The organism is Pseudomonas sp. WS 5410, assembly GCF_012985645.1.
GTDB classification, from domain to species: Bacteria; Pseudomonadota; Gammaproteobacteria; order Pseudomonadales; family Pseudomonadaceae; genus Aquipseudomonas; species Aquipseudomonas shahriarae.
The window spans coordinates 36820-55591 of record NZ_JAAQWS010000008.1; the positions used below are offsets into that span (position 1 = coordinate 36820).

General features: G+C 60.7%; 17 protein-coding genes. 7 read left to right on the forward strand and 10 right to left on the reverse strand.

The annotated features are described in order from the left end of the window. Positions 1-181 precede the first annotated feature (181 nt). Both trxA and HBO24_RS13660 read right to left on the reverse strand, forming a co-directional pair. Positions 182-511 carry a thioredoxin TrxA gene (gene trxA / locus HBO24_RS13655; protein WP_029289563.1) on the reverse strand — a complete coding sequence of 110 codons (330 nt, stop codon included), beginning with the start codon at positions 509-511 and terminating at the stop codon, positions 182-184. Positions 512-631: 120 nt separating this feature from the next. Further along, positions 632-1333 (reverse strand): FCD domain-containing protein, encoded by a 702-nt coding sequence (locus HBO24_RS13660; protein ID WP_057440453.1) that lies wholly within the window; start codon positions 1331-1333, stop codon positions 632-634. A 255-nt stretch (positions 1334-1588) separates the two neighbouring features. Here HBO24_RS13660 and HBO24_RS13665 point away from each other — a divergent pair, with 255 nt between their 5' ends. From HBO24_RS13665 to HBO24_RS13680, 4 genes are read left to right on the forward strand one after another with little or no spacing between them, the layout of a single operon-like run. After that, positions 1589-2374, forward strand: a complete 786-nt coding sequence (locus HBO24_RS13665) for a transporter substrate-binding domain-containing protein (RefSeq protein ID WP_170059880.1) — start codon at positions 1589-1591, stop codon at positions 2372-2374. Between the two features lie 14 nt (positions 2375-2388). Beyond that, positions 2389-3057: an amino acid ABC transporter permease gene (locus HBO24_RS13670; RefSeq protein WP_170059881.1), complete on the forward strand. Its 669-nt coding sequence runs from the start codon at positions 2389-2391 to the stop codon at positions 3055-3057. Then, complete coding sequence (locus HBO24_RS13675) at positions 3054-3704, forward strand: amino acid ABC transporter permease (protein ID WP_170059882.1); 651 nt, start codon at positions 3054-3056, stop codon at positions 3702-3704. The genes HBO24_RS13670 and HBO24_RS13675 overlap by 4 nt, the downstream gene beginning before the upstream one ends. Next, on the forward strand, positions 3691-4428 hold the full coding sequence (locus tag HBO24_RS13680) for an amino acid ABC transporter ATP-binding protein (RefSeq protein ID WP_057440457.1): 738 nt from the start codon (positions 3691-3693) through the stop codon (positions 4426-4428). The genes HBO24_RS13675 and HBO24_RS13680 overlap by 14 nt, the downstream gene beginning before the upstream one ends. A 4-nt stretch (positions 4429-4432) precedes the next feature. Here HBO24_RS13680 and HBO24_RS13685 read toward each other — a convergent pair whose 3' ends face one another. From HBO24_RS13685 to HBO24_RS13700, 4 genes are all read right to left on the reverse strand, one after another. Then, a complete protein-coding gene (locus HBO24_RS13685) occupies positions 4433-4906 on the reverse strand; it encodes a hypothetical protein (RefSeq protein ID WP_233092036.1) in 474 nt (157 codons plus the stop codon). A gap of 61 nt (positions 4907-4967) precedes the next feature. Further along, complete coding sequence (locus HBO24_RS13690) at positions 4968-7487, reverse strand: fimbria/pilus outer membrane usher protein (RefSeq protein WP_170059883.1); 2520 nt, start codon at positions 7485-7487, stop codon at positions 4968-4970. A gap of 7 nt (positions 7488-7494) precedes the next feature. Continuing rightward, complete coding sequence (locus HBO24_RS13695; protein ID WP_170059884.1) at positions 7495-8211, reverse strand: fimbria/pilus chaperone family protein; 717 nt, start codon at positions 8209-8211, stop codon at positions 7495-7497. A gap of 111 nt (positions 8212-8322) precedes the next feature. Further along, on the reverse strand, positions 8323-8979 hold the full coding sequence (locus tag HBO24_RS13700; RefSeq protein ID WP_057440460.1) for a DUF1120 domain-containing protein: 657 nt from the start codon (positions 8977-8979) through the stop codon (positions 8323-8325). Positions 8980-9459: 480 nt separating this feature from the next. On the opposite strand from HBO24_RS13700, the gene ppx reads away from it, so the two are divergent. Further along, positions 9460-10962: an exopolyphosphatase gene (ppx, locus tag HBO24_RS13705; RefSeq protein WP_170044539.1), complete on the forward strand. Its 1503-nt coding sequence runs from the start codon at positions 9460-9462 to the stop codon at positions 10960-10962. 3 nt (positions 10963-10965) lie between these two features. Here the strand turns inward: ppx and HBO24_RS13710 are convergent, their stop codons facing one another. The 3 genes from HBO24_RS13710 to hemB all read right to left on the reverse strand — a co-directional run bounded on the left by HBO24_RS13710 (position 10966) and on the right by hemB (position 15863). Then, complete coding sequence (locus tag HBO24_RS13710; protein ID WP_262152976.1) at positions 10966-12468, reverse strand: amidase family protein; 1503 nt, start codon at positions 12466-12468, stop codon at positions 10966-10968. Positions 12469-12608: 140 nt separating this feature from the next. Further along, positions 12609-14831 carry a polyphosphate kinase 1 gene (gene ppk1 / locus HBO24_RS13715; protein ID WP_057960957.1) on the reverse strand — a complete coding sequence of 741 codons (2223 nt, stop codon included), beginning with the start codon at positions 14829-14831 and terminating at the stop codon, positions 12609-12611. Positions 14832-14849: 18 nt separating this feature from the next. Then, the gene (gene hemB, locus HBO24_RS13720; protein WP_057440462.1) at positions 14850-15863 is read right to left on the reverse strand and encodes a porphobilinogen synthase; all 1014 of its coding nucleotides are present in this window, start codon (positions 15861-15863) and stop codon (positions 14850-14852) included. Between the two features lie 218 nt (positions 15864-16081). On the opposite strand from hemB, the gene HBO24_RS13725 reads away from it, so the two are divergent. After that, a complete protein-coding gene (locus HBO24_RS13725; RefSeq protein WP_057960959.1) occupies positions 16082-16726 on the forward strand; it encodes a DedA family protein in 645 nt (214 codons plus the stop codon). Here the strand turns inward: HBO24_RS13725 and HBO24_RS13730 are convergent. After that, on the reverse strand, positions 16707-17942 hold the full coding sequence (locus tag HBO24_RS13730; RefSeq protein WP_057440463.1) for a sterol desaturase family protein: 1236 nt from the start codon (positions 17940-17942) through the stop codon (positions 16707-16709). The two genes, HBO24_RS13725 and HBO24_RS13730, sit on opposite strands and share 20 nt — an antisense overlap. 114 nt (positions 17943-18056) lie before the next feature. On the opposite strand from HBO24_RS13730, the gene elbB reads away from it, so the two are divergent. Beyond that, positions 18057-18722: an isoprenoid biosynthesis glyoxalase ElbB gene (gene elbB / locus HBO24_RS13735; protein WP_057440464.1), complete on the forward strand. Its 666-nt coding sequence runs from the start codon at positions 18057-18059 to the stop codon at positions 18720-18722. Positions 18723-18772: the final 50 nt, after the last annotated feature.

Consider the following 18772-nt stretch of genomic DNA (forward strand, 5'->3'; position numbering starts at 1 on the left):
ATGAGGCCGCGCCGCAGAGAAGGCGACAGGATCGCGTACTAATCGAAAGGAATGCGTCGGCGACGGCTTGCAGGGGGCAGTGGAGAAACCAGTGCGGGGCCGAATGTACCACCTGAATTTCAGAGCGTCTAGCCCTGCTTTACGAAAAAGCCCCGCAATTTGCGGGGCTTTTTGACGACGTTTAGATGTTGGCGTCGAGGAATGCAGCCAATTGCGACTTGGACAGTGCGCCGACCTTGGTCGCTTCGACGTTGCCGTTCTTGAACAACATCAGCGTCGGGATACCACGCACGCCATGCTTGGCCGGGGTTTCCTGGTTCTCGTCGATGTTCAGCTTGGCAATGGTCAGTTTGCCTTCGTAGGTGGTTGCGATGTCGTCCAGGACCGGAGCGATCATTTTGCAAGGACCGCACCACTCAGCCCAGTAGTCAACCAGCACCGGGCCCTGGGCCTGCAGTACTTCGGCCTCAAAGGTCGCGTCGGTGACGTGCTTGATAAGATCGTTGCTCATGGATGTCTCCGGGTTGTAAGCAAAAAAAACGTTGCCCATCATAGCCGCCCTTCCTGCGTTCAGGAAGCCGCTGCTGATTGACTCTTGCTATGGAGCGTCATCATTTTGGATATGGCGGGTTCAAGAGGCCGTCGGAGTCACAAAGGCTATTCCCGTGCGCAACGCAGCGTTACGCACGTGTTCCTGCATAGCTTTGTGCGCCGCCGCGCTGCTGCGCCGGGCCAGGGCCCGGAGGATCTTGCGATGCTCCTGCCAGGTTTCCATCGCCCGTTCCGGTCGGATGAACGGTAGCTTCTGACTTTCCAGAAACACCTCGGCACTGGCGCTGAGGATGCTCATCATCGCCTGATTGCCACTGGCCAACAGGATGCGCTGGTGGAACGCGAAGTCCAGCCGCGCAGCGGCCTCGAAATCCCCGGCCTTGAGTTCCCGGCGCATGGCCTGGACATTGTCTTCGAGCCCATCCAGTTCCTCGGTGGTCAGGGTCATGGCCGCCAGCCCCGCCGCAAAGCCCTCCAGGGCATAACGCAATTGGAAGATATCCAGGGGGCTTGCCTGCGCCGTAAAGGGCCAGGCCACCCCGCTCATGTCGGCCGTCGGTGGCGCTTGCACAAACACGCCTTTGCCCGGCTGCACGCTGACCAGCCCCAGTGCACTGAGCGAAGACAAGGCCTCGCGCAACGAGGCCCGACTGACCCCCAACTGCAATGCCAGGTCGCGCTGGGAAGGCAGTGCATCACCTGGCCCGAAGCCCCGTTGCTTGATCAGTTTGCGGATGGCTTGCAAAGCCGCTTCCGGTACGGCTTGGGCGATGGAATTCATAAAAAACTCAAGATTTCGGTCAACAGTGAGGCTAGTTGTAAATCTATTCTCGCTGGCCGGCAAGCCACGCCCCAAAGGGGCTCGCCGGGTTTTGCGGGCGCTCGAAAAGGGTGCGTAATCGCTTCTGACTGTTCAGACCAGTAAGACCGCTGTACACCTGTAAAACCCTGCCTTGCAGCCGCTTTGGCGCGGCATGGCATGGGCTGTGCAGTGGCAAAACTCAGAAAATCCCTTCGCCCTTTTCGGAGAGTTGCCATGACCAAGCGTTGCAGCGCCCTGCTCACTGCCTTGTTTGCCAGCCTGATGCTCAGCCAGACGCCAGCCCAGGCCAATGGCCTGGACGATATCGTCGCCCGTGGCACCCTCAAGGTCGCAGTGCCCCAGGACTTCCCGCCCTTCGGCTCGGTCGGCCCCGATATGAAGCCGCGCGGCCTGGACATCGACACCGCAAAACTGCTGGCCGAGCAGCTCAAGGTCAAACTGGAACTGACCCCGGTCAACAGCACCAACCGCATCCCGTTCCTGACCACCGGCAAAGTGGACCTGGTGATTTCCAGCCTGGGCAAGAACCCGGATCGCGAGAAGGTCATCGACTTCTCCAAGGCCTACGCGCCGTTCTATCTCGCCGTGTTCGGCCCGCCTGAGGCGGCGATTGCGACCCTGGACGATCTCAAGGGCAAGACCATCAGCGTGACCCGCGGTGCCATCGAAGATATCGAGTTGAGCGCCGTCGCCCCCAAGGAAGCCACGATCAAGCGCTTCGAGGATAACAACTCGACCATCGCCGCCTACCTCGCCGGCCAGGTGGACCTGATCGCCAGTGGCAACGTGGTGATGGTGGCGATCAGCGAGCGCAACCCCAAGCGGGTGCCGGCGTTGAAAGTCAAACTCAAGGATTCGCCGGTGTATGTCGGCGTGAACAAAAACGAGCCGGCACTGCTGGAGAAGGTCAACCAGATCCTGGTCGCCGCCAAGGCTGACGGCAGCCTGCAAAAGAACGCGATGCAGTGGCTCAAAGAACCATTGCCTGCCGATCTCTGAAGCGGAGCTGATTGATGGCCTATCAATTCGACTTTGTGCCGGTGCTGGCCAATACCGACCTGTTGTTGCGCGGCGCGCTGTTCACCCTGGAGCTGACAGCCATCGGCGCCCTCCTCGGCGTGGCCCTGGGCATCGTCGGCGCCGTGGTGCGGGCATGGAAAATCCAGCCGTTCTGCTGGCTCTTCGGGGTGTATGTCGAGTTGATTCGCAACACGCCGTTTCTGGTGCAGTTGTTCTTTATCTTCTTCGGCCTGCCTTCACTGGGAGTACAGTTTTCCGAATGGCAGGCCGCAGTACTGGCGATGGTGATCAACCTGGGGGCCTATTCCACGGAGATCATCCGCGCCGGGATCCAGGCGATCCCTCGTGGGCAGCTGGAGGCCGCGGCAGCGCTGGCGATGACCCGCTTTGAAGCGTTCCGCCATGTGGTGCTGCTGCCGGCGCTGGGCAAGGTCTGGCCGGCCCTGAGCAGCCAGATCATCATCGTGATGCTTGGCTCGGCGGTGTGCTCGCAGATCGCCACTGAAGAGTTGAGTTTTGCCGCCAACTTTATTCAATCGCGCAATTTCCGCGCCTTTGAAACCTATGCCCTGACCACGCTGGTGTACCTGTGCATGGCGTTGATGATCCGCCAGTTGCTCAATTGGATCGGTCGCCGCTATGTGATGAGGAACAGCCGATGAGTGATTTTTCGTTCTGGGACATCGTGCGCAACCTGCTGACCGGCCTGCAATGGACCCTGCTGCTGTCGCTGGTGGCGTTTGTCGGCGGCGGGCTGATTGGCCTGCTGGTAATGACCCTGCGCATCAGCAAAAAGGCGCTACCGCGCAATATTGCCCGGACCTATATCGAACTGTTCCAGGGCACACCGCTGCTGATGCAACTGTTCCTGGTGTTTTTCGGCATCGCCTTGCTGGGGATTGATATCTCGCCGTGGCTGGCCGCCGCGATTGCCCTGACCCTGTTTACCAGCGCCTACCTGGCCGAGATCTGGCGCGGCTGTGTCGACTCCATCGCCCACGGGCAGTGGGAAGCCTCCGCCAGCCTGTCCCTCAACCCTTATGAGCAACTGCGCTACGTGATATTGCCCCAGGCCCTGCGAATTGCCGTGGCGCCGACGGTGGGGTTCTCGGTGCAGGTGGTCAAGGGCACAGCGGTGACCTCGATCATCGGCTTCACCGAACTGACCAAGACCGGCGGCATGCTCGCCAATGCCACCTTCGAGCCCTTCATGGTCTACGGCCTGGTGGCGCTCGGGTACTTCCTGCTCTGCTACCCCTTGTCCCTCAGTGCCCGCTACCTGGAAAGGAGACTGCATGCCTCTGCTTAGAATATCCGCGCTGCATAAGTATTACGGCGATCACCATGTGCTCAAGGGCATCGACTTGAGTATCGAGGAAGGCCAGGTGGTGGCAATCATCGGCCGCAGCGGCTCGGGAAAATCCACGCTGCTGCGCACCCTCAACGGCCTGGAGTCGATCAACGACGGGGTGATTGAGGTCGACGGCGAATACCTCGACGCGGCCCGCGCCGACCTGCGCAGCCTGCGGCAAAAAGTCGGCATGGTGTTCCAGCAATTCAACCTGTTCCCCCATTTGACCGTGGGTGAAAACGTCATGCTCGCGCCCCAGGTCGTGCAAAAAGTCGCCAAGGCCAAGGCTGCGGAGCTGGCCCGGCAGATGCTGGAGCGGGTCGGCCTGGGGGAAAAGTTCGATGCATTCCCCGATCGCCTGTCTGGCGGCCAGCAGCAACGGGTGGCGATCGCCCGCGCGCTGGCGATGTCGCCCAAGGTGTTGCTGTGCGATGAAATCACCTCGGCGCTGGACCCTGAACTGGTCAATGAAGTCCTCAGCGTGGTGCGCCAACTGGCCAAGGACGGCATGACCCTGATCATGGTCACCCATGAAATGCGCTTTGCCCGTGAGGTCGGCGACAAGCTGGTGTTCATGCATCAGGGCAAGGTGCATGAAGTCGGCGACCCGAACGTCCTGTTTGCCCAACCGCGCACGCCCGAATTGGCTAACTTTATAGGCTCGGTGGAACAACCAGGCTGAGGCTTCAGGCGCCGGGTACCCATTCGAAACTGCCCTGCCCCTCGAAGGCCGTTTCGTCACGCACTGCCAGCCCGACCGCTGGCACAAAGGTCTCGATGTTCACCAGCGCTGTAAATCGGCGCCCGTGTATCGGGGCGCCGCCTGCCCGTGCGACCAGCGTCTGGCCGGGCAACAACTGTCCGCTTGGCGGCTCTCCCGACACCCGCAACTCCACCGCCTGCCCATCCACCTGAGGATGCTGCAGGCTCAGGGTGAAATAGCCTTGGCGGCCGAACCGAAAACCTTTCGACCCGGCAGACACCCCCGTGAAACGCAGGGCCATGGGTGCCGACTCGGCACAGGCGATGTTCAGTTGCAGCGTGCGTTTCCCCAGGGCCAACTGGTCTCCCGCCCGCTCCGCGCTGCGGATCAAACCGTAGTCGACCCGGGGCTGGCTCAAGGACATACGGCATTCACCCGCCAGCGCTTCCTCCGGCATCAGCCCCGCCCACAGCAGAACGCTGCACAGAGCGAGGCCAGGCCCAAAGCGGTTCAGGGATTCACTGCGCACGGCAGACTGCCGAACCTGTTTCGTAGAGTTTGTCGTCATCGGTTTCTGGCTCAGGGTTGAGTTGCAATACACAGGAGGTTGAATCCGGCAGGGAGACGCTCAGGGTTTGCGACTCGTCCAGATTGTTCAGGAACACCATGCCCTCACCCACCACGCTGGTCAGGAAGGCATTGCCCGGGCCGAATACCGAGGCCCCTTGAGGCAAGGGGCGCCCTTGCTCGTCACGCACTTCCAGCAGCAGGCGGCGCACTTTCACCACCTCGAAATCAACGGTATTGAAGGATCCACGACCCGCCGTGAGTGCCTTGGTGCCGTTTTTCAGGTCGACACGCTTGGGCAGGGAGCGGGTCTGCACCTCAACGTTACTGTTGAGGTAGGCCGGCAAACCGGCGATCACCGCCTGCCCGCGATAATCGGTCCAGACCGGGCCCTGGGGGGTCGCGACCTTGACCGCGCCAACATCGCCCACCGAGACGATGCCAAAGGTGTCCTGGACGGCGTAGGGCGAGAACGTCACACCGCGTTCATGGGCCACCACGCCGCCCTGCAATTGCCCGGTGTAGCTGGTACTGAAAGAGTCGCGACGCATGCCCAAGCCAACCTGGGTGTAACGCGGTATGGCATTTACCCGGCCTTGAACCGACTGATCACCACTCGTCTGCTCCCGGGCAACACCCACCTCATAATTCACATAGTCGTTCACCCGATCACTGAACGCGCTGCCGAACTCCACCTCGCCCCCGCGCCGGCTGGCATAGGAAGTGACACGACGTTCGCCGCCAAATGGCATGGTGACTTGCAATCGCAGCGACAGCCCTGTCTCGAGAGCATCATTGCGCTCGTGGCGGCGGATATTCCGCTCCTTGCGCGGTCGAGCCCCACCCACCCGGGAGTCGGCGATCAACGACACCTGGGTGCCACTGAAGTCTCGGTTCCAGGAGGCAAAGACATGTTCAGCCGATTGCCCGTCAAATTGCGCACTGTGCGAGTAGCTGATGGAGAAGCCACCCAGCAGCGGGTCAGCCCAGCTCAGGCCCAGGGTGTATTGGTTCTTGAAGCGCGCGTCCAGGTCGTCGCGGGCGCTCGACAGCCCGGCCTCCGTGACTTCGCGATACCCCCGCGTCTGGCGTGTAGCGCTGAGGTTGGCCTCAAGGCTGGCAGACAGCGGGCTACTCAATGAAATGGAGCTGCGAGCGCCGTTGACATTGCCTGAACCATCGCGAGACAGGTTGTGACGCCCGCCCACTGCCAGCCGCTGGAAAAAAACGCTGCTCCATGTTCCGCCCGCGGCCTGGTACTCGTCAGTGCTCAATAGGCCAAAACCCAGCGAAGAACTGCGCCCAAGGCCCCAGGTACCACTGGCCATCGCCACCACCGGGGGCTCCCGCTCGTCCAGCGTTGCGCCCCGCACCTTGCCCATGGAAAAGAAGTAGCCCGGCACCACCGGCACACTCGCGCCAAAGGACGCCGCAGGTACCCTGAAGCTGTGCCCACCGCCACGGGTGCCAATCACGTTCACCTCCAGGTCGCTGGTGCCATTGAGCAACGGCAGGTCAGTCAGGGAGAAAGGGCCTTCCGGTACCAGGGTGGTATGGATCAACACCCCTGACTGGCGCACCTCCACCCTGGACGGGCTGCGAGCCAGCCCTTCGACCACCACCGCGCTGCCGCCGGCCGCGCGCGACTGCCCATCGGGGAACAGTTGCAGGCCGGAGAGCTGCAGCCCGCCGAACACCGGGTTGTTGCTGGAGATCTGCCCCACCTGAAAGGTCGAGCGCAGGCCCGCGAAATCGCGCTGGGCGTAGGCGTTCACATGCTCGCTGCTGGCCTTGCCATTATCGGAGATATAAAACTGGCGACTGCGCACAATCCAGTTGCCCAGGTTGAACCCCGCCTCGGTATAGGCGGAGACGGAGCGGGAAGAGCCACTGTTGAAACGATCCTCAAAACCCTGCACGTCGTAGTTGAACAAGGCCGCCATGCCACCCTGGGAAGCATTGCCCCCGCCCCATTCAAACTCGCGCATCGACTGGGTGGGCACCACCAGGGAGACTTCATCGCTGCCAGGGCTCAGCCGCACAAGGGTCGCCGGGTACTCACCGACAAAATCATGGCACGCCTGATCGCGCGCGATGCCCTGGCGAGTGACCATCGCCGGGACGCGCAGCCCGGCCTTTTCCAGCAGGCCGGGGGTGAAACACAGCTGCCCTTCATAGTCGAAACGCGCTTCCACCAAGCCCAGTGGGTTGCCGTTGACCCGCAACCCGACCACATGGACGCCCTCGCGAAAGCGCGCCGCACTGCGAAAATAATGGGCAACCTTCGGGTCAATACCGTTCGCAGAGAGTACGGCAAGATCAAACCCCTCTCCCAGCTCCAAGGCATGGGCAGGCCCGCTGCACAGTGAGGCCAGCCCGATGACAATGCCCGAGCCATACGCCAGGGAGCCCGGGGCCCGGAAGAACGATGCGGACTGATTGAAACAACCGGCTTTGTCGACAGTTCTCATAGCTCGATCAACCCGCCTCGACAACAACGGGAGCCTGGTAGACGGAGGTCGAATAGCCGTAGACCGTCGCCGGTTGAATCTCGACGGCATTGACCCCTGCGACATTGCCCTCGACCGTGGTCCAAAGCGTTTCGCCAGGCAGCACATAGGTGCGCGACAATATTGCCGGGCGCTTGGCCGGCAGCAGCTGCACCTGTAAGCCCAAGCGGACAACGTAGGCACTGTCGTTCTGCACGGCCAGGCGATTGCCTTGCAGGGTCCACTTGAGCAACTTCCAGGGCTCTTCAAGCCGCGGCAAACCCTGGGGGTGCAGGATCAGCGGCAGGTCCTGGCGAATGGTGATACCAATGGTCGCACGCCCTTCGGCCCTGGCCTGGGGAATCCCTTCAAAAGTGACCCGCTTCAAGCGTTGAGTCTTGAGTGGTTCCTTGAGTGTTGCGATAAAGCGCACTAGTTGTGTTTCGCCAGGTTCCACGCGCGCAATCGGCGGCGTAACAATCAATAATGGTTCCGGGTCTTCAGCAAGATTTTGAATGACCGAATGTAATAAAGCCGGACCGGCATCGGTATTCTTGACATTAATAGTCGCCTCGCCATTTTCTTCATAAAGAATTACAACAGATGTTTCAGGCTCCATACCGTCAGCCAGTACGTTGCCATGTAGTAGCAGAGAAAGACTTACGCCCCCTAGCAGGGCAGTAACTGTATTGAAAAGAAAACTCATCAAGTTCTACCCACACACAATTTAAGAGACCGTCAATACACCCAGGACTGTAAGCAGCCCGCACGCAGTCGCAACAGCTAGTTACGACTGCAGTGCGGATTTACTACCTGTTTAGATACGAGTAACGACTAAGGTGGCAAGGCCGTTCAAAGGAACATCCTTGCTCAGGTCCAGGGCGCTGCCCCGGTTGATGACGGCCTTGACGTTGATCGTGCCGCTGACAACGTTGACCAGTGCTGGAACCGGGCTGGTGGTGCGGCTCCAGGAGTGCTGGTACGGGAACTTGTCGACCCGGCCATCGGCGCTATACATCCAGGCTGCGACAGAGCTGGTCCTTTTGAGCGGTAGCAGGCTGGCACCGGCGCTGGACAGGTTCGAAAGCCTGACCGAATAGCCACCGGTACGCCGGCCATCCACCGCACCCAGGCCAAAGTTCTGGGATTCGGCGAAGCCGGTTCCCAGGATACCCGCAACGGTGCTGGCCGCCTGCGTGTCAGATACCGACAGCGCCATCTGCGTAGCCGCGGTGCCGCAGTTCACGGACAGCGGCAGGGTTTTCTCCTGCAAGGGGTTGAAAGCATTTGGCAAGATAGAAGCTGCACTGATCTGACCATAATCAATGACGCCGCTGCTGATACTGACAGTGCAGGGCGCTGGCTTGATAGTACCAATGACCCTCAAGTTCCCCGAACCACTTGTATCGGCGTGTGCAACCACGCTTGCGGCCAAACAGACAACACCCATTACCAAACCAGATATTTTTTTCATGCTGAACCTGTCACTAGAAGTTATCAGGTGCCTTTATTCCTACCCGGGCAATTGCATTGCCCAACATCCCGCCGTCCGTGACAAATGAGCTGTAAATAAATAACACCAAGGCAGAATTGCCGAGTGACAGTCTCTCCCGCATGCACCCCACTAAAGAATAAGACAATACCCTGATTACTGTCAGAACTATAAAAAACAATCGTCGCCTTAACCCAACTCAAGAGTAGTACCAAACAAATAACCAATGGGTATAACTGATCTTAAGATGTAGGTTAAATCAAGAGAAGTTTCCAAATTTTGAAATTCTACTGTTTCCCATAGATCCTACGGAATAATTACAAGGAACCAATGGAGCCCCCCTACATTCCCTACAAACCTGTGTCCCGAACCTCCGTAGGAGAACTCCTCTGCGCACTACGCGTTGGCGTCAGCGTTTGATCGTGGCACGATGGCGAGGTTATCGACCGAGATCCCCTACCCATGCCGCAATCCCAAGCCAAGAATCTGTCCCTGATCGCCGCCATCGACCTGGGCTCCAACAGCTTTCACATGGTCGTGGCCAAGGCCCAGAACGGTGAGATCCGCATCCTTGAGCGGCTCGGCGAAAAGGTACAACTGGCTGCCGGAATCGACGACGAGCGCAAGCTCAACGAAGAATCCATGCAGCGCGGGCTCGATTGCCTCAAGCGTTTTGCCCAACTGATCAACGGCATGCCCCAGGGCGCCGTGCGCATCGTCGGCACCAACGCGTTGCGCGAAGCGCGTAACCGCGGCGAATTCATCCGCCGTGCCGAGGAGATCCTCGGGCACCCGGTAGAAGTGATTTCCGGCCGTGAAGAAGCACGCCTGATCTACCTCGGCGTCTCCCACACCCTGGCCGACACCCCCGGTAAGCGCCTGGTGGCCGACATTGGCGGCGGCAGCACCGAGTTCATCATCGGCCAGCGCTTCGAGCCGTTGCTGCGCGAAAGCCTGCAAATGGGTTGCGTCAGCTACACCCAGCGCTATTTCAAGGACGGCAAGATCACCCCGGCCCGCTACGCCCAGGCGTACACGGCGGCGCGGCTGGAGATCATGAGCATCGAACACGCCCTGCACCGCCTGACCTGGGATGAAGCCATCGGCTCATCCGGCACTATCCGCGCCATCGGCCTGGCCCTGAAGGCCGGCGGCCATGGCACCGGTGAGGTGAATGCCGAAGGCCTGGCCTGGCTCAAGCGCAAACTGTTCAAACTTGGGGATGCCGAGAAGATCGACTTCGACGGCATCAAGCCCGACCGCCGGACCATCTTCCCTGCAGGCCTGGCAATCCTCGAAGCCATCTTCGACGCCCTCGAACTGCAACGCATGGACCATTGCGATGGTGCCCTGCGTGAAGGCGTGCTCTACGACCTGCTGGGCCGCCATCACCACGAAGACGTGCGTGAACGCACCCTGGGCTCGCTGATGGAGCGTTACCACGTCGACCTGGAACAGGCGGCGCGGGTCGAGCGCAAAGCGTTGCATGCCTTCGACCAGGTCGCTGCAGATTGGGAATTGGAAGACGGGGTCTGGCGTGAACTGCTGGGCTGGGCCGCCAAGGTCCATGAAGTAGGGCTGGATATCGCCCACTACCATTACCACAAACACGGCGCGTACCTGATCGAGCACTCCGACCTGGCAGGGTTTTCGCGCGAGGACCAGCAGATGCTGGCGCTGCTGGTGCGCGGCCATCGCCGTAACATCCCCAGGGACAAGTTCGCCGAATTCGGCGCCGAGGGCATCAAGCTGATTCGCCTGTGTGCCCTGCTGCGCTTTGCGATCCTGTTCCACCACATTCGCGGCACTCAGCAGATGCCGCAAGTCACCCTGCGCGCCAACGGCGACAGCCTGGATGTGGTGTTCCCTAAAGGCTGGCTGGATGAGAACCAACTGACCCAGGCGGATTTCGCCCAGGAAGCCGAGTGGCTGACGCGAGTGGGCTTCAGCCTGAATGTGCACTAACCCCTAGACGCTCTCGGACGACACCGGCGCCCCCGGCAGGAACGCCGGCTCACGAATAGCCTGCGTGGCCTGTTCATAACCATAGGCGACCGAGAGCAGTGTGGCTTCACTGTTGCCCGTACCGTAAAAGTGCAGCGCGGTCGGCATACCCTCATCATCCATGCCCGAGGGCACCGAGATGCCGGGGTAACCGGCGGCGGCGGCAAAGTAGTAACTGTCGGCGCGAAAGTTCGACACGATGGCATCGAGGCGGTGTTCGCTCAGCGGCTTGTCGAGGGTGCCTTTGAAAATCGGCAGAACGGCCGCCCACAGTTGCTCGCGCTGCTCATCCGTCACGTCCAGGCTGTTGATGTGCTCCAGCAACGCCTGGTCCGGTTCCCCGGCTTGCTTGTCGCGCTCGTTGAAGGCAATCAGTTCAGCCAGCGACTTCACTGGCAGCCCTTCCCGGGCGGCCAGGTAGCTGTCCAGGTTTTGCTTGATCCCGGCCAGCAGCGCGTCACTGTATTGATCGTAAGCCTCACGTGAGACACCCGCGTCCAGCCTGCCTATCGGCACCATGACTGCCCCCTTGGCCCCGAGCATCGCGATCGCGTCTTCGAAGTGCTTCCGGTCCGCACGCAGGGCCGGGTCCCTGGCGTCTTCAGGCGACAGCACCGGCAGCGGCGTGTAGCCAATGCGCTTGCCCTGCAAGGCATCCGGTGTGAGCCCGGCGGTGTAGGCCGTTGTTTCGGTCATGGCATTGAGTGCTTCGCCAGCATCGCGCACGTTGCGCGTAAAGGTGCCCACCGCGTCCAGTTTTGAACTGGTCATCACCCCTTCGGTACTCACCAGCCCGGCTGTGGTTTTCAAACCGACCACGCCGTTGTAGGCCGCCGGGGCAATCACCGAGCCATTGGTCTCGATGCCCAATGCCAGCGGCACAAGCCCCTGGGCGACCGCCACCGCCGATCCCGAACTGGACCCAGCCACCTGCCCTCCCAGCCGATGGGGGTTAAGCGTTTGCCCACCACGGGAGCTCCAGCCATCCACCGGCACGCTGGAGCGAAAGTTGGACAGTTCGCTCATATTGGTCTTGCCCACGATCACGGCCCCGGCCTTGAGCAAGTTATCCACAACCTTGGCGTTTTTGCTCGTCGGTGAGCCGACCAGCGCACGGGAACCGGCACTGGTGTGCATTTTCCCACTGGTTTCGAAGACATCTTTCAGGGCAATCGGCACGCCGTGCAAAAAACCGCGCACGGTACCGCTGGCTCGCTCCTGGTCACGCGCCCGAGCCTGTTCACGCGCATCGGGGTTAACCTGCACAAAGGCATTGCCGCCCTGCAGACCCTGATCGATGTTGGCAATACTTTTTAATGAGTCCCGCACCAGGGACTCTGAAGTGACTACCGCCCCAGCCATATCGGACGCCATGGCCTGTGCACTGCGGTAGCCCTTCGGCGGCAAGGCCAGCGCCTCGAATAGCCCCGCAGTTCCGAACCCGATACCTATGCCTGATCCCACCATCGAAAACTCCTTAACTGCCCTGTACAGGCTATCGTCTGATAGCCCAAGGTCAGTCTAGGAACGGGAGCATGGGATCCCCAACCTGGGAAATCTGACGGTCCTGTCCGATTTCCCAGTGAGGGATGTAGGTCTAGTCGATATCAGCGAACCGCCAGCAACGGGCTGCCCAACCGCTCCAGCAACGTGGCCTGTGCACTGCGCGGGTTCTGGTTGCCCGTCGGGGTGTTGCGCACGTAGCGCCCATCGGACTGCAGGCTCCAGCTGTGGGTGTTATCGGTCAGATAACTCTCCAACTCTTTCTTGACCCGCATGATCAGCTTCTTGCCTTCCACCGGGAAGCAGGTCTCCACACGCTTGTCGAGGTTGCGCTCCATCCAGTCGGCGCTGGAGAGGAACATCTGCTCTTCACCGCCATTGAGGAAGTAGAACACCCGCGTGTGCTCGAGGAAGCGGCCGATGATCGAACGCACGTGGATATTGTGGGACACCCCGGCAATGCCCGGGCGCAGGCAGCACATGCCACGCACCACGAGGTCGATACGCACGCCGGACTGGCTGGCCTTGTACAGCGCGCGGATGATCTTCGGATCGGTCAGCGAGTTGAACTTGGCGATGATGTGCGCCGGCTTGCCGTCGAGGGCGAACTGGGTCTCGCGGGCAATCATGTCGAGCATGCCCTTCTTCAGGGTGAACGGCGCATGCAGCAGCTTTTTCATGCGCAGCGTCTTGCCCATGCCGATCAACTGGCTGAACAGTTTGCCGACGTCTTCGCACAGCGCGTCGTCGGAAGTCAGCAAGCTGTAGTCGGTGTAGAGCTTAGCGTTGCCGGCGTGATAGTTACCGGTGCCCAGGTGCGCGTAACGCACGATCTCACCGGCCTCGCGGCGCAGGATCAGCATCATCTTGGCGTGGGTCTTGAAGCCCACCACGCCATAGATCACTACCGCACCGGCCGCTTGCAGGCGGCTGGCCAGTTGCAGGTTGGACTCTTCGTCGAACCGCGCACGCAGCTCGATCACCACCGTGACTTCCTTGCCGTTACGCGCGGCGTCCACCAGCGCATCGACGATTTCCGAGTTGGCACCGCTGCGGTAGAGGGTCTGGCGCACGGCCAGGACATGGGGGTCCTTGGCGGCCTGACGCAACAGATCGACCACCGGGGTGAACGACTCGAACGGGTGCAGCAGCAGAATGTCTTGCTTGCTGACCACGCTGAAGATGTTTTCGCTGTTTTGCAGCAGTTTCGGAATCTGCGGGGTGAACGGCGTGTATTGCAGCTCCGGATGGCTGTCCAGGCTGGTGATGCTGAACAGGCGCGTCAGGTTCACCGGGCCGTTGACCTGGTACAGCTCGGTCTCGGCCAGGTTGAATTGCTTGAGCAGGTAGTCCGACAAATGTTTGGGGCAGGTATCCGCCACTTCCAGGCGCACCGCGTCACCGTAGCGCCGCGAGAACAGCTCGCCACGCAGGGCGCGGGCCAGGTCTTCGACGTCTTCGGTGTCTACCGCCAGGTCGGCGTTTCGGGTCAGGCGGAACTGGTAGCAACCCTTGACCTTCATGCCCTGGAACAGGTCATCGGCGTGGGCGTGGATCATCGACGAAAGGAATACATAGTTATCGCCAGCCCCCCCGACCTCTTCCGGTACCTTGATGATGCGTGGCAACAGGCGCGGTGCGGGGATGATCGCCAGGCCCGAATCACGGCCGAAGGCATCGATCCCTTCGAGCTCGACGATAAAGTTCAGGCTCTTGTTCACCAGCAGCGGGAACGGGTGCGTCGGGTCCAGGCCAATCGGGGTGATGATCGGCGCGATCTCGTCACGGAAATAGCGACGGACCCAGGTCTTGAGCTTGACGGTCCAGTTGCGGCGACGGATGAAGCGCACTTGGTGCTTTTCCAGCTCCGGCAGCAGGATGTCGTTGAGGATGGCGTATTGGCGATCCACATGGCCATGCACCAGCTCGCTGATGCGCGCCAGGGCCTGGTGCGGCTGCAGGCCGTCGGCGCCGGCCTGTTCACGGGCAAAGGTGATCTGTTTCTTGAGGCCGGCGACACGAATCTCGAAGAACTCGTCCAGGTTGCTGGAGAAGATCAGCAGGAACTTCAAACGCTCCAGCAACGGATAGGACTCATCCAGCGCCTGTTCCAACACGCGGATGTTGAATTGCAGTTGCGACAGCTCGCGATGGATGTACAGGCTGCTGTCATCCAGGTTCGGAATCACGATAGGCGGTGCCGCCACCACCGGCTCCGCGACCACGGCAGGCTGCTCAGGCGCAAGCTCCGGCGGGGTTTCGGCGACCTGTTCAACTACCGGGTGCGCATCTTTTACGGCAACTTCTGTGAGTCCTTCGGTATTCATCGAGTGTTCCTGTGAGGGCTATTGTTGCTCTCTAAGCAATTGGGCGGCACGGGCGGCAAAGTAAGTCAGGATGCCATCGGCACCCGCACGTTTAAAGGCGGTAAGGGATTCCAGGATGACGCCTTCACTCAACCAGCCATTTTGAATCGCAGCCATGTGCATGGCGTATTCACCACTGACCTGATAGACAAAGGTCGGCACCTTGAATTCCTCCTTGACCCGATAAAGGATGTCCAGGTACGGCATACCGGGCTTGACCATCACCATATCAGCGCCTTCAGCCAGGTCCGCCGCCACTTCGTGCAGGGCTTCGTGGCTGTTGGCCGGGTCCATCTGGTACGAGGCCTTGTTGGCCTTGCCCAGGTTCAACGCCGAGCCGACCGCATCGCGGAACGGGCCGTAGTAGGCGCTGGCGTACTTGGCTGAATAGGCCATGATCCGCACATTGACGTGCCCGGCCAGTTCCAACGCCTCGCGGATCGCCTGGATCCGGCCGTCCATCATGTCTGACGGGGCCACCACCTGGGCGCCCGCAGCGGCATGGGACAGCGCCTGCTTGACCAGTGCGTCGACGGTGATGTCGTTCTGCACATAGCCTTCTTCATCCAGGATGCCATCCTGCCCGTGGGTGGTAAACGGGTCCAGCGCCACGTCAGTAATCACCCCAAGCTCCGGGAAACGCTCGCGCAGGGCGCGGGTCGCACGCTGGGCAATGCCTTCGGGGTTCCAGGCCTCGGCGGCGTCCAGGGACTTGAGCCCGACGGGTGTGACCGGGAACAGCGCCAGCGCCGGGATCCCCAGTTCAACCCACTGCGCCGCCTCTTGCAGCAGCAGATCAATGGTCAAACGCTCGACACCCGGCATCGACGCCACCGCTTCCCGACGATTTTCACCATCGAGCACAAACACCGGCAGGATCAGATCATTCACCGTCAGGACGTTTTCACGCACCAGACGACGGGAAAAATCATCACGACGGTTGCGGCGCAGGCGGGTAGCGGGAAACAGGCGTTGGGCGGGGGTAAAGCTCACGGCAGACTCCTGAGCCCGGCTTGACGGGCGAGCGTGACAGTTATAAGCGGCCATTATGACGAAGGAATGACAGTTGTGCTTACTCATACGACCGGCATGTGACCTGTAGTCGCATTCATGCTTTCCGTAGGAAATGTTCACTTCGTGACACATCTCGATACTTTCATGAATGTTCACGAAGGCGTAGGCTGCGCGTTCATTTCGCCAGCACCCAGACAATGCTCCAACAATTTCTGAATGACTTTGGCTACTTTGCCCTCTTCCTGGGGACGTTCTTTGAAGGTGAGACCATCCTGGTTCTCGCAGGCTTCCTTGCGTTCCGCGGATACATGGATATCAACGTGGTGGTGGTGGTGGCGTTCTTCGGCAGCTACGCCGGCGACCAGCTCTGGTACTTCATGGGCCGCAAGCATGGGCGCAAATTGTTGGCGCGCAGGCCACGCTGGCAACTGCTGGGCGATCGGGCACTGGAGCATATCCGCCGACACCCCGATATCTGGGTTCTGAGTTTCCGCTTCGTCTATGGCCTGCGCACGGTCATGCCCGTGGCCATTGGCTTGTCCGGCTACCCGCCGGGGCGCTACCTGTTGCTCAACGGCATCGGCGCGGCGATCTGGGCAGCAGCACTGGGCGCGGCGGCCTACCACTTCGGCGCCGTGCTCGAAGGCATGCTGGGTAGCGTCAAGAAATATGAGCTGTGGGTGCTGGGTGCCTTGCTGGTACTCGGCCTGGGCTTGTGGCTGCGCCGGCGCATCCGCAACGCCCGCCTGACCCGGGAAAACTGCGCGGCCGAAAAAGCCCGGCTGGAGCAGGAGCAACTGGCCGAGCCGAAAAAGCCCGAGCCTACGACACCCATCGAGTAAGCCGGCCCCTGCAACAGTAGAGGCCGATGACACTGAGCAGGCTATAGCTGGCCAGCCCCGACCAGCCCAACGCACTGGCCGGCCACAACCCGACCAGCGGCGCCAGCCACACCAGCGGCACATTCAGCCCCAACCGCAGCAGCTCGGCCTTCAAGGCCCACGGGCGATTCTCCAGGGCCACGCCCAGGGTAAACAGGCCCAGCGCCATCACACTCCAACCCAGCACAAGCGCAGCCGTCGGCATGCCCTCGCCAACATTCATCAGGTAGCTGCCCAAACCCACATACGCGGCAAATTGCAGGGCGATGTAAATCTGCTGGCGCGCGTCCAGGGGCACCTCGAATTTACGGAACTGGCTCAAGTCCGGCTTGGCCAGTGGGTACTTGGCCTTGACGTCCGCCGGGCGCCAGCCGGTGCGCATGAACCAGATGCGCAGTTTGTCCCACCCGCTTTCGGTACGCCGGGCATCACTCCACAGCTGGGCATAGAACTGCAGGTTGGCCCACAGCGGATTCCAACTGGCCAGAGGCGTGGTCACGCCAAAGATCACCGGCTCGTTTTCGTCTTCTTCCTGGAACGAGCCAAACAAACGGTCCCAAATAATGAACACCCCGCCGTAGTTGCGATCCATGTAGAGAGCGTTCTGTGCATGGTGGGCCCGATGATTGGACGGGGTGACGAAAAACCACTCGAACCAACCGAGCTTGGGCACATGGCGGGTATGCACCCAGAATTGATACAACAGGTTGAGCGACGCCACGCTGATAAACACCAGCAGCGGCACGCCGACGACAGCCAGTGGCAGATAGAAGATCCAGCTCAGCAAAAAGCCCGTGCTGGTCTGGCGCAAGGCGGTGGTGAGGTTATAGTCCTCGCTCTGGTGATGCACCGAGTGCGCCGCCCACAGAATATTGCGCTCGTGGCCGCAGCGATGCAGCCAGTAGTAGCAGAAGTCGTAGAGGACAAAGGCGAACACCCAGGTCCAGACGCTCTGGGCTGGCAGCTCGAACAGCGCCAAATGCTTGAGGGCGAAGGCGTAGGTCAGCAGGCCCACGCCTTTGGTCAGCAGCCCAGTGGTGGTGGACAATACACCGGTGCTCAAGCTGTTGATGGCGTCGGCCACCCGGTAGTTGCGCTCGCCGCGCCAACGGTCAGCCAACAGTTCGACCACAATCAAGGCAATGAAAAACGGTACCGCGTAAGGGACGAAGTCCATGGGCCAGTCCGGTCAATTATTGTTACATCAAGGTTAGGCCAGTGACCGGATATCCCAATGGCAATGCGAGACAAATAAGTAGACATTTAACGCCATAAATCAGGAGAAATGCCCATGAGCAAAAAGATTGCAGTGATCCTTTCCGGCTGTGGCGTGTACGACGGCGCTGAAATCCATGAAAGTGTTATCACGCTGCTGCGCCTGGATCAGCGCGGCGCTCAGGTTCAGTGCTTTGCCCCGGACATCGCGCAGCTGCATGTGATCAATCACCTCACGGGCGAAGAAATGCCCGAGTCGCGCAATGTATTGGTGGAGTCGGCGCGCATCGCCCGAGGCGAGGTGAAAGACATTCGCGAGGCCCGCGTGGAAGAATTCGATGCGCTGGTCGTGCCCGGCGGTTTTGGCGCGGCGAAGAACCTGTCGAACTTTGCCATCGAAGGCGCCGGTTGCAGCGTCAACCCGGACGTGCTGGCACTGGCCGAAGCCTTTGCCGAAGCAGGCAAGCCCGTGGGCCTGATCTGCATCTCGCCGGCCCTGGCGGCAAAAATCTACGGCCCAGGCGTGACCTGCACCATCGGCAACGACGCCGACACCGCGGCCGCCCTGGACAAGATGGGCGCCACCCACCAGGAATGCGCGGTAGACGAAATCGTCGAAGACAAGGCGCGCAAGCTGGTGAGCACGCCGGCCTATATGCTGGGCAAAAACATCAGCGAAGTGGCATCGGGGATCAACAAGCTGGTGGACCGGGTGCTGGAGCTGACCCACGAGAGCGACTGAATGGGCGACACCGATTAAAAATGTGGGAGCTGGCTTGTGTGGGAGCCAGC

Bases quoted from the DNA above. Each gene is read 5' to 3' on its own strand.
- trxA (WP_029289563.1), bottom strand. From the start codon at position 511: ATGAGCAACGATCTTATCAAGCACGTCACCGACGCGACCTTTGAGGCC.
- HBO24_RS13660 (WP_057440453.1), bottom strand. From the start codon at position 1,333: ATGAATTCCATCGCCCAAGCCGTACCGGAAGCGGCTTTGCAAGCCATC.
- HBO24_RS13665 (WP_170059880.1), top strand. From the start codon at position 1,589: ATGACCAAGCGTTGCAGCGCCCTGCTCACTGCCTTGTTTGCCAGCCTG.
- HBO24_RS13670 (WP_170059881.1), top strand. From the start codon at position 2,389: ATGGCCTATCAATTCGACTTTGTGCCGGTGCTGGCCAATACCGACCTG.
- HBO24_RS13675 (WP_170059882.1), top strand. From the start codon at position 3,054: ATGAGTGATTTTTCGTTCTGGGACATCGTGCGCAACCTGCTGACCGGC.
- HBO24_RS13680 (WP_057440457.1), top strand. From the start codon at position 3,691: ATGCCTCTGCTTAGAATATCCGCGCTGCATAAGTATTACGGCGATCAC.
- HBO24_RS13685 (WP_233092036.1), bottom strand. From the start codon at position 4,906: ATGCCGGAGGAAGCGCTGGCGGGTGAATGCCGTATGTCCTTGAGCCAG.
- HBO24_RS13690 (WP_170059883.1), bottom strand. From the start codon at position 7,487: ATGAGAACTGTCGACAAAGCCGGTTGTTTCAATCAGTCCGCATCGTTC.
- HBO24_RS13695 (WP_170059884.1), bottom strand. From the start codon at position 8,211: ATGAGTTTTCTTTTCAATACAGTTACTGCCCTGCTAGGGGGCGTAAGT.
- HBO24_RS13700 (WP_057440460.1), bottom strand. From the start codon at position 8,979: ATGAAAAAAATATCTGGTTTGGTAATGGGTGTTGTCTGTTTGGCCGCA.
- ppx (WP_170044539.1), top strand. From the start codon at position 9,460: ATGCCGCAATCCCAAGCCAAGAATCTGTCCCTGATCGCCGCCATCGAC.
- HBO24_RS13710 (WP_262152976.1), bottom strand. From the start codon at position 12,468: ATGGTGGGATCAGGCATAGGTATCGGGTTCGGAACTGCGGGGCTATTC.
- ppk1 (WP_057960957.1), bottom strand. From the start codon at position 14,831: ATGAATACCGAAGGACTCACAGAAGTTGCCGTAAAAGATGCGCACCCG.
- HBO24_RS13725 (WP_057960959.1), top strand. From the start codon at position 16,082: ATGCTCCAACAATTTCTGAATGACTTTGGCTACTTTGCCCTCTTCCTG.
- HBO24_RS13730 (WP_057440463.1), bottom strand. From the start codon at position 17,942: ATGGACTTCGTCCCTTACGCGGTACCGTTTTTCATTGCCTTGATTGTG.
- elbB (WP_057440464.1), top strand. From the start codon at position 18,057: ATGAGCAAAAAGATTGCAGTGATCCTTTCCGGCTGTGGCGTGTACGAC.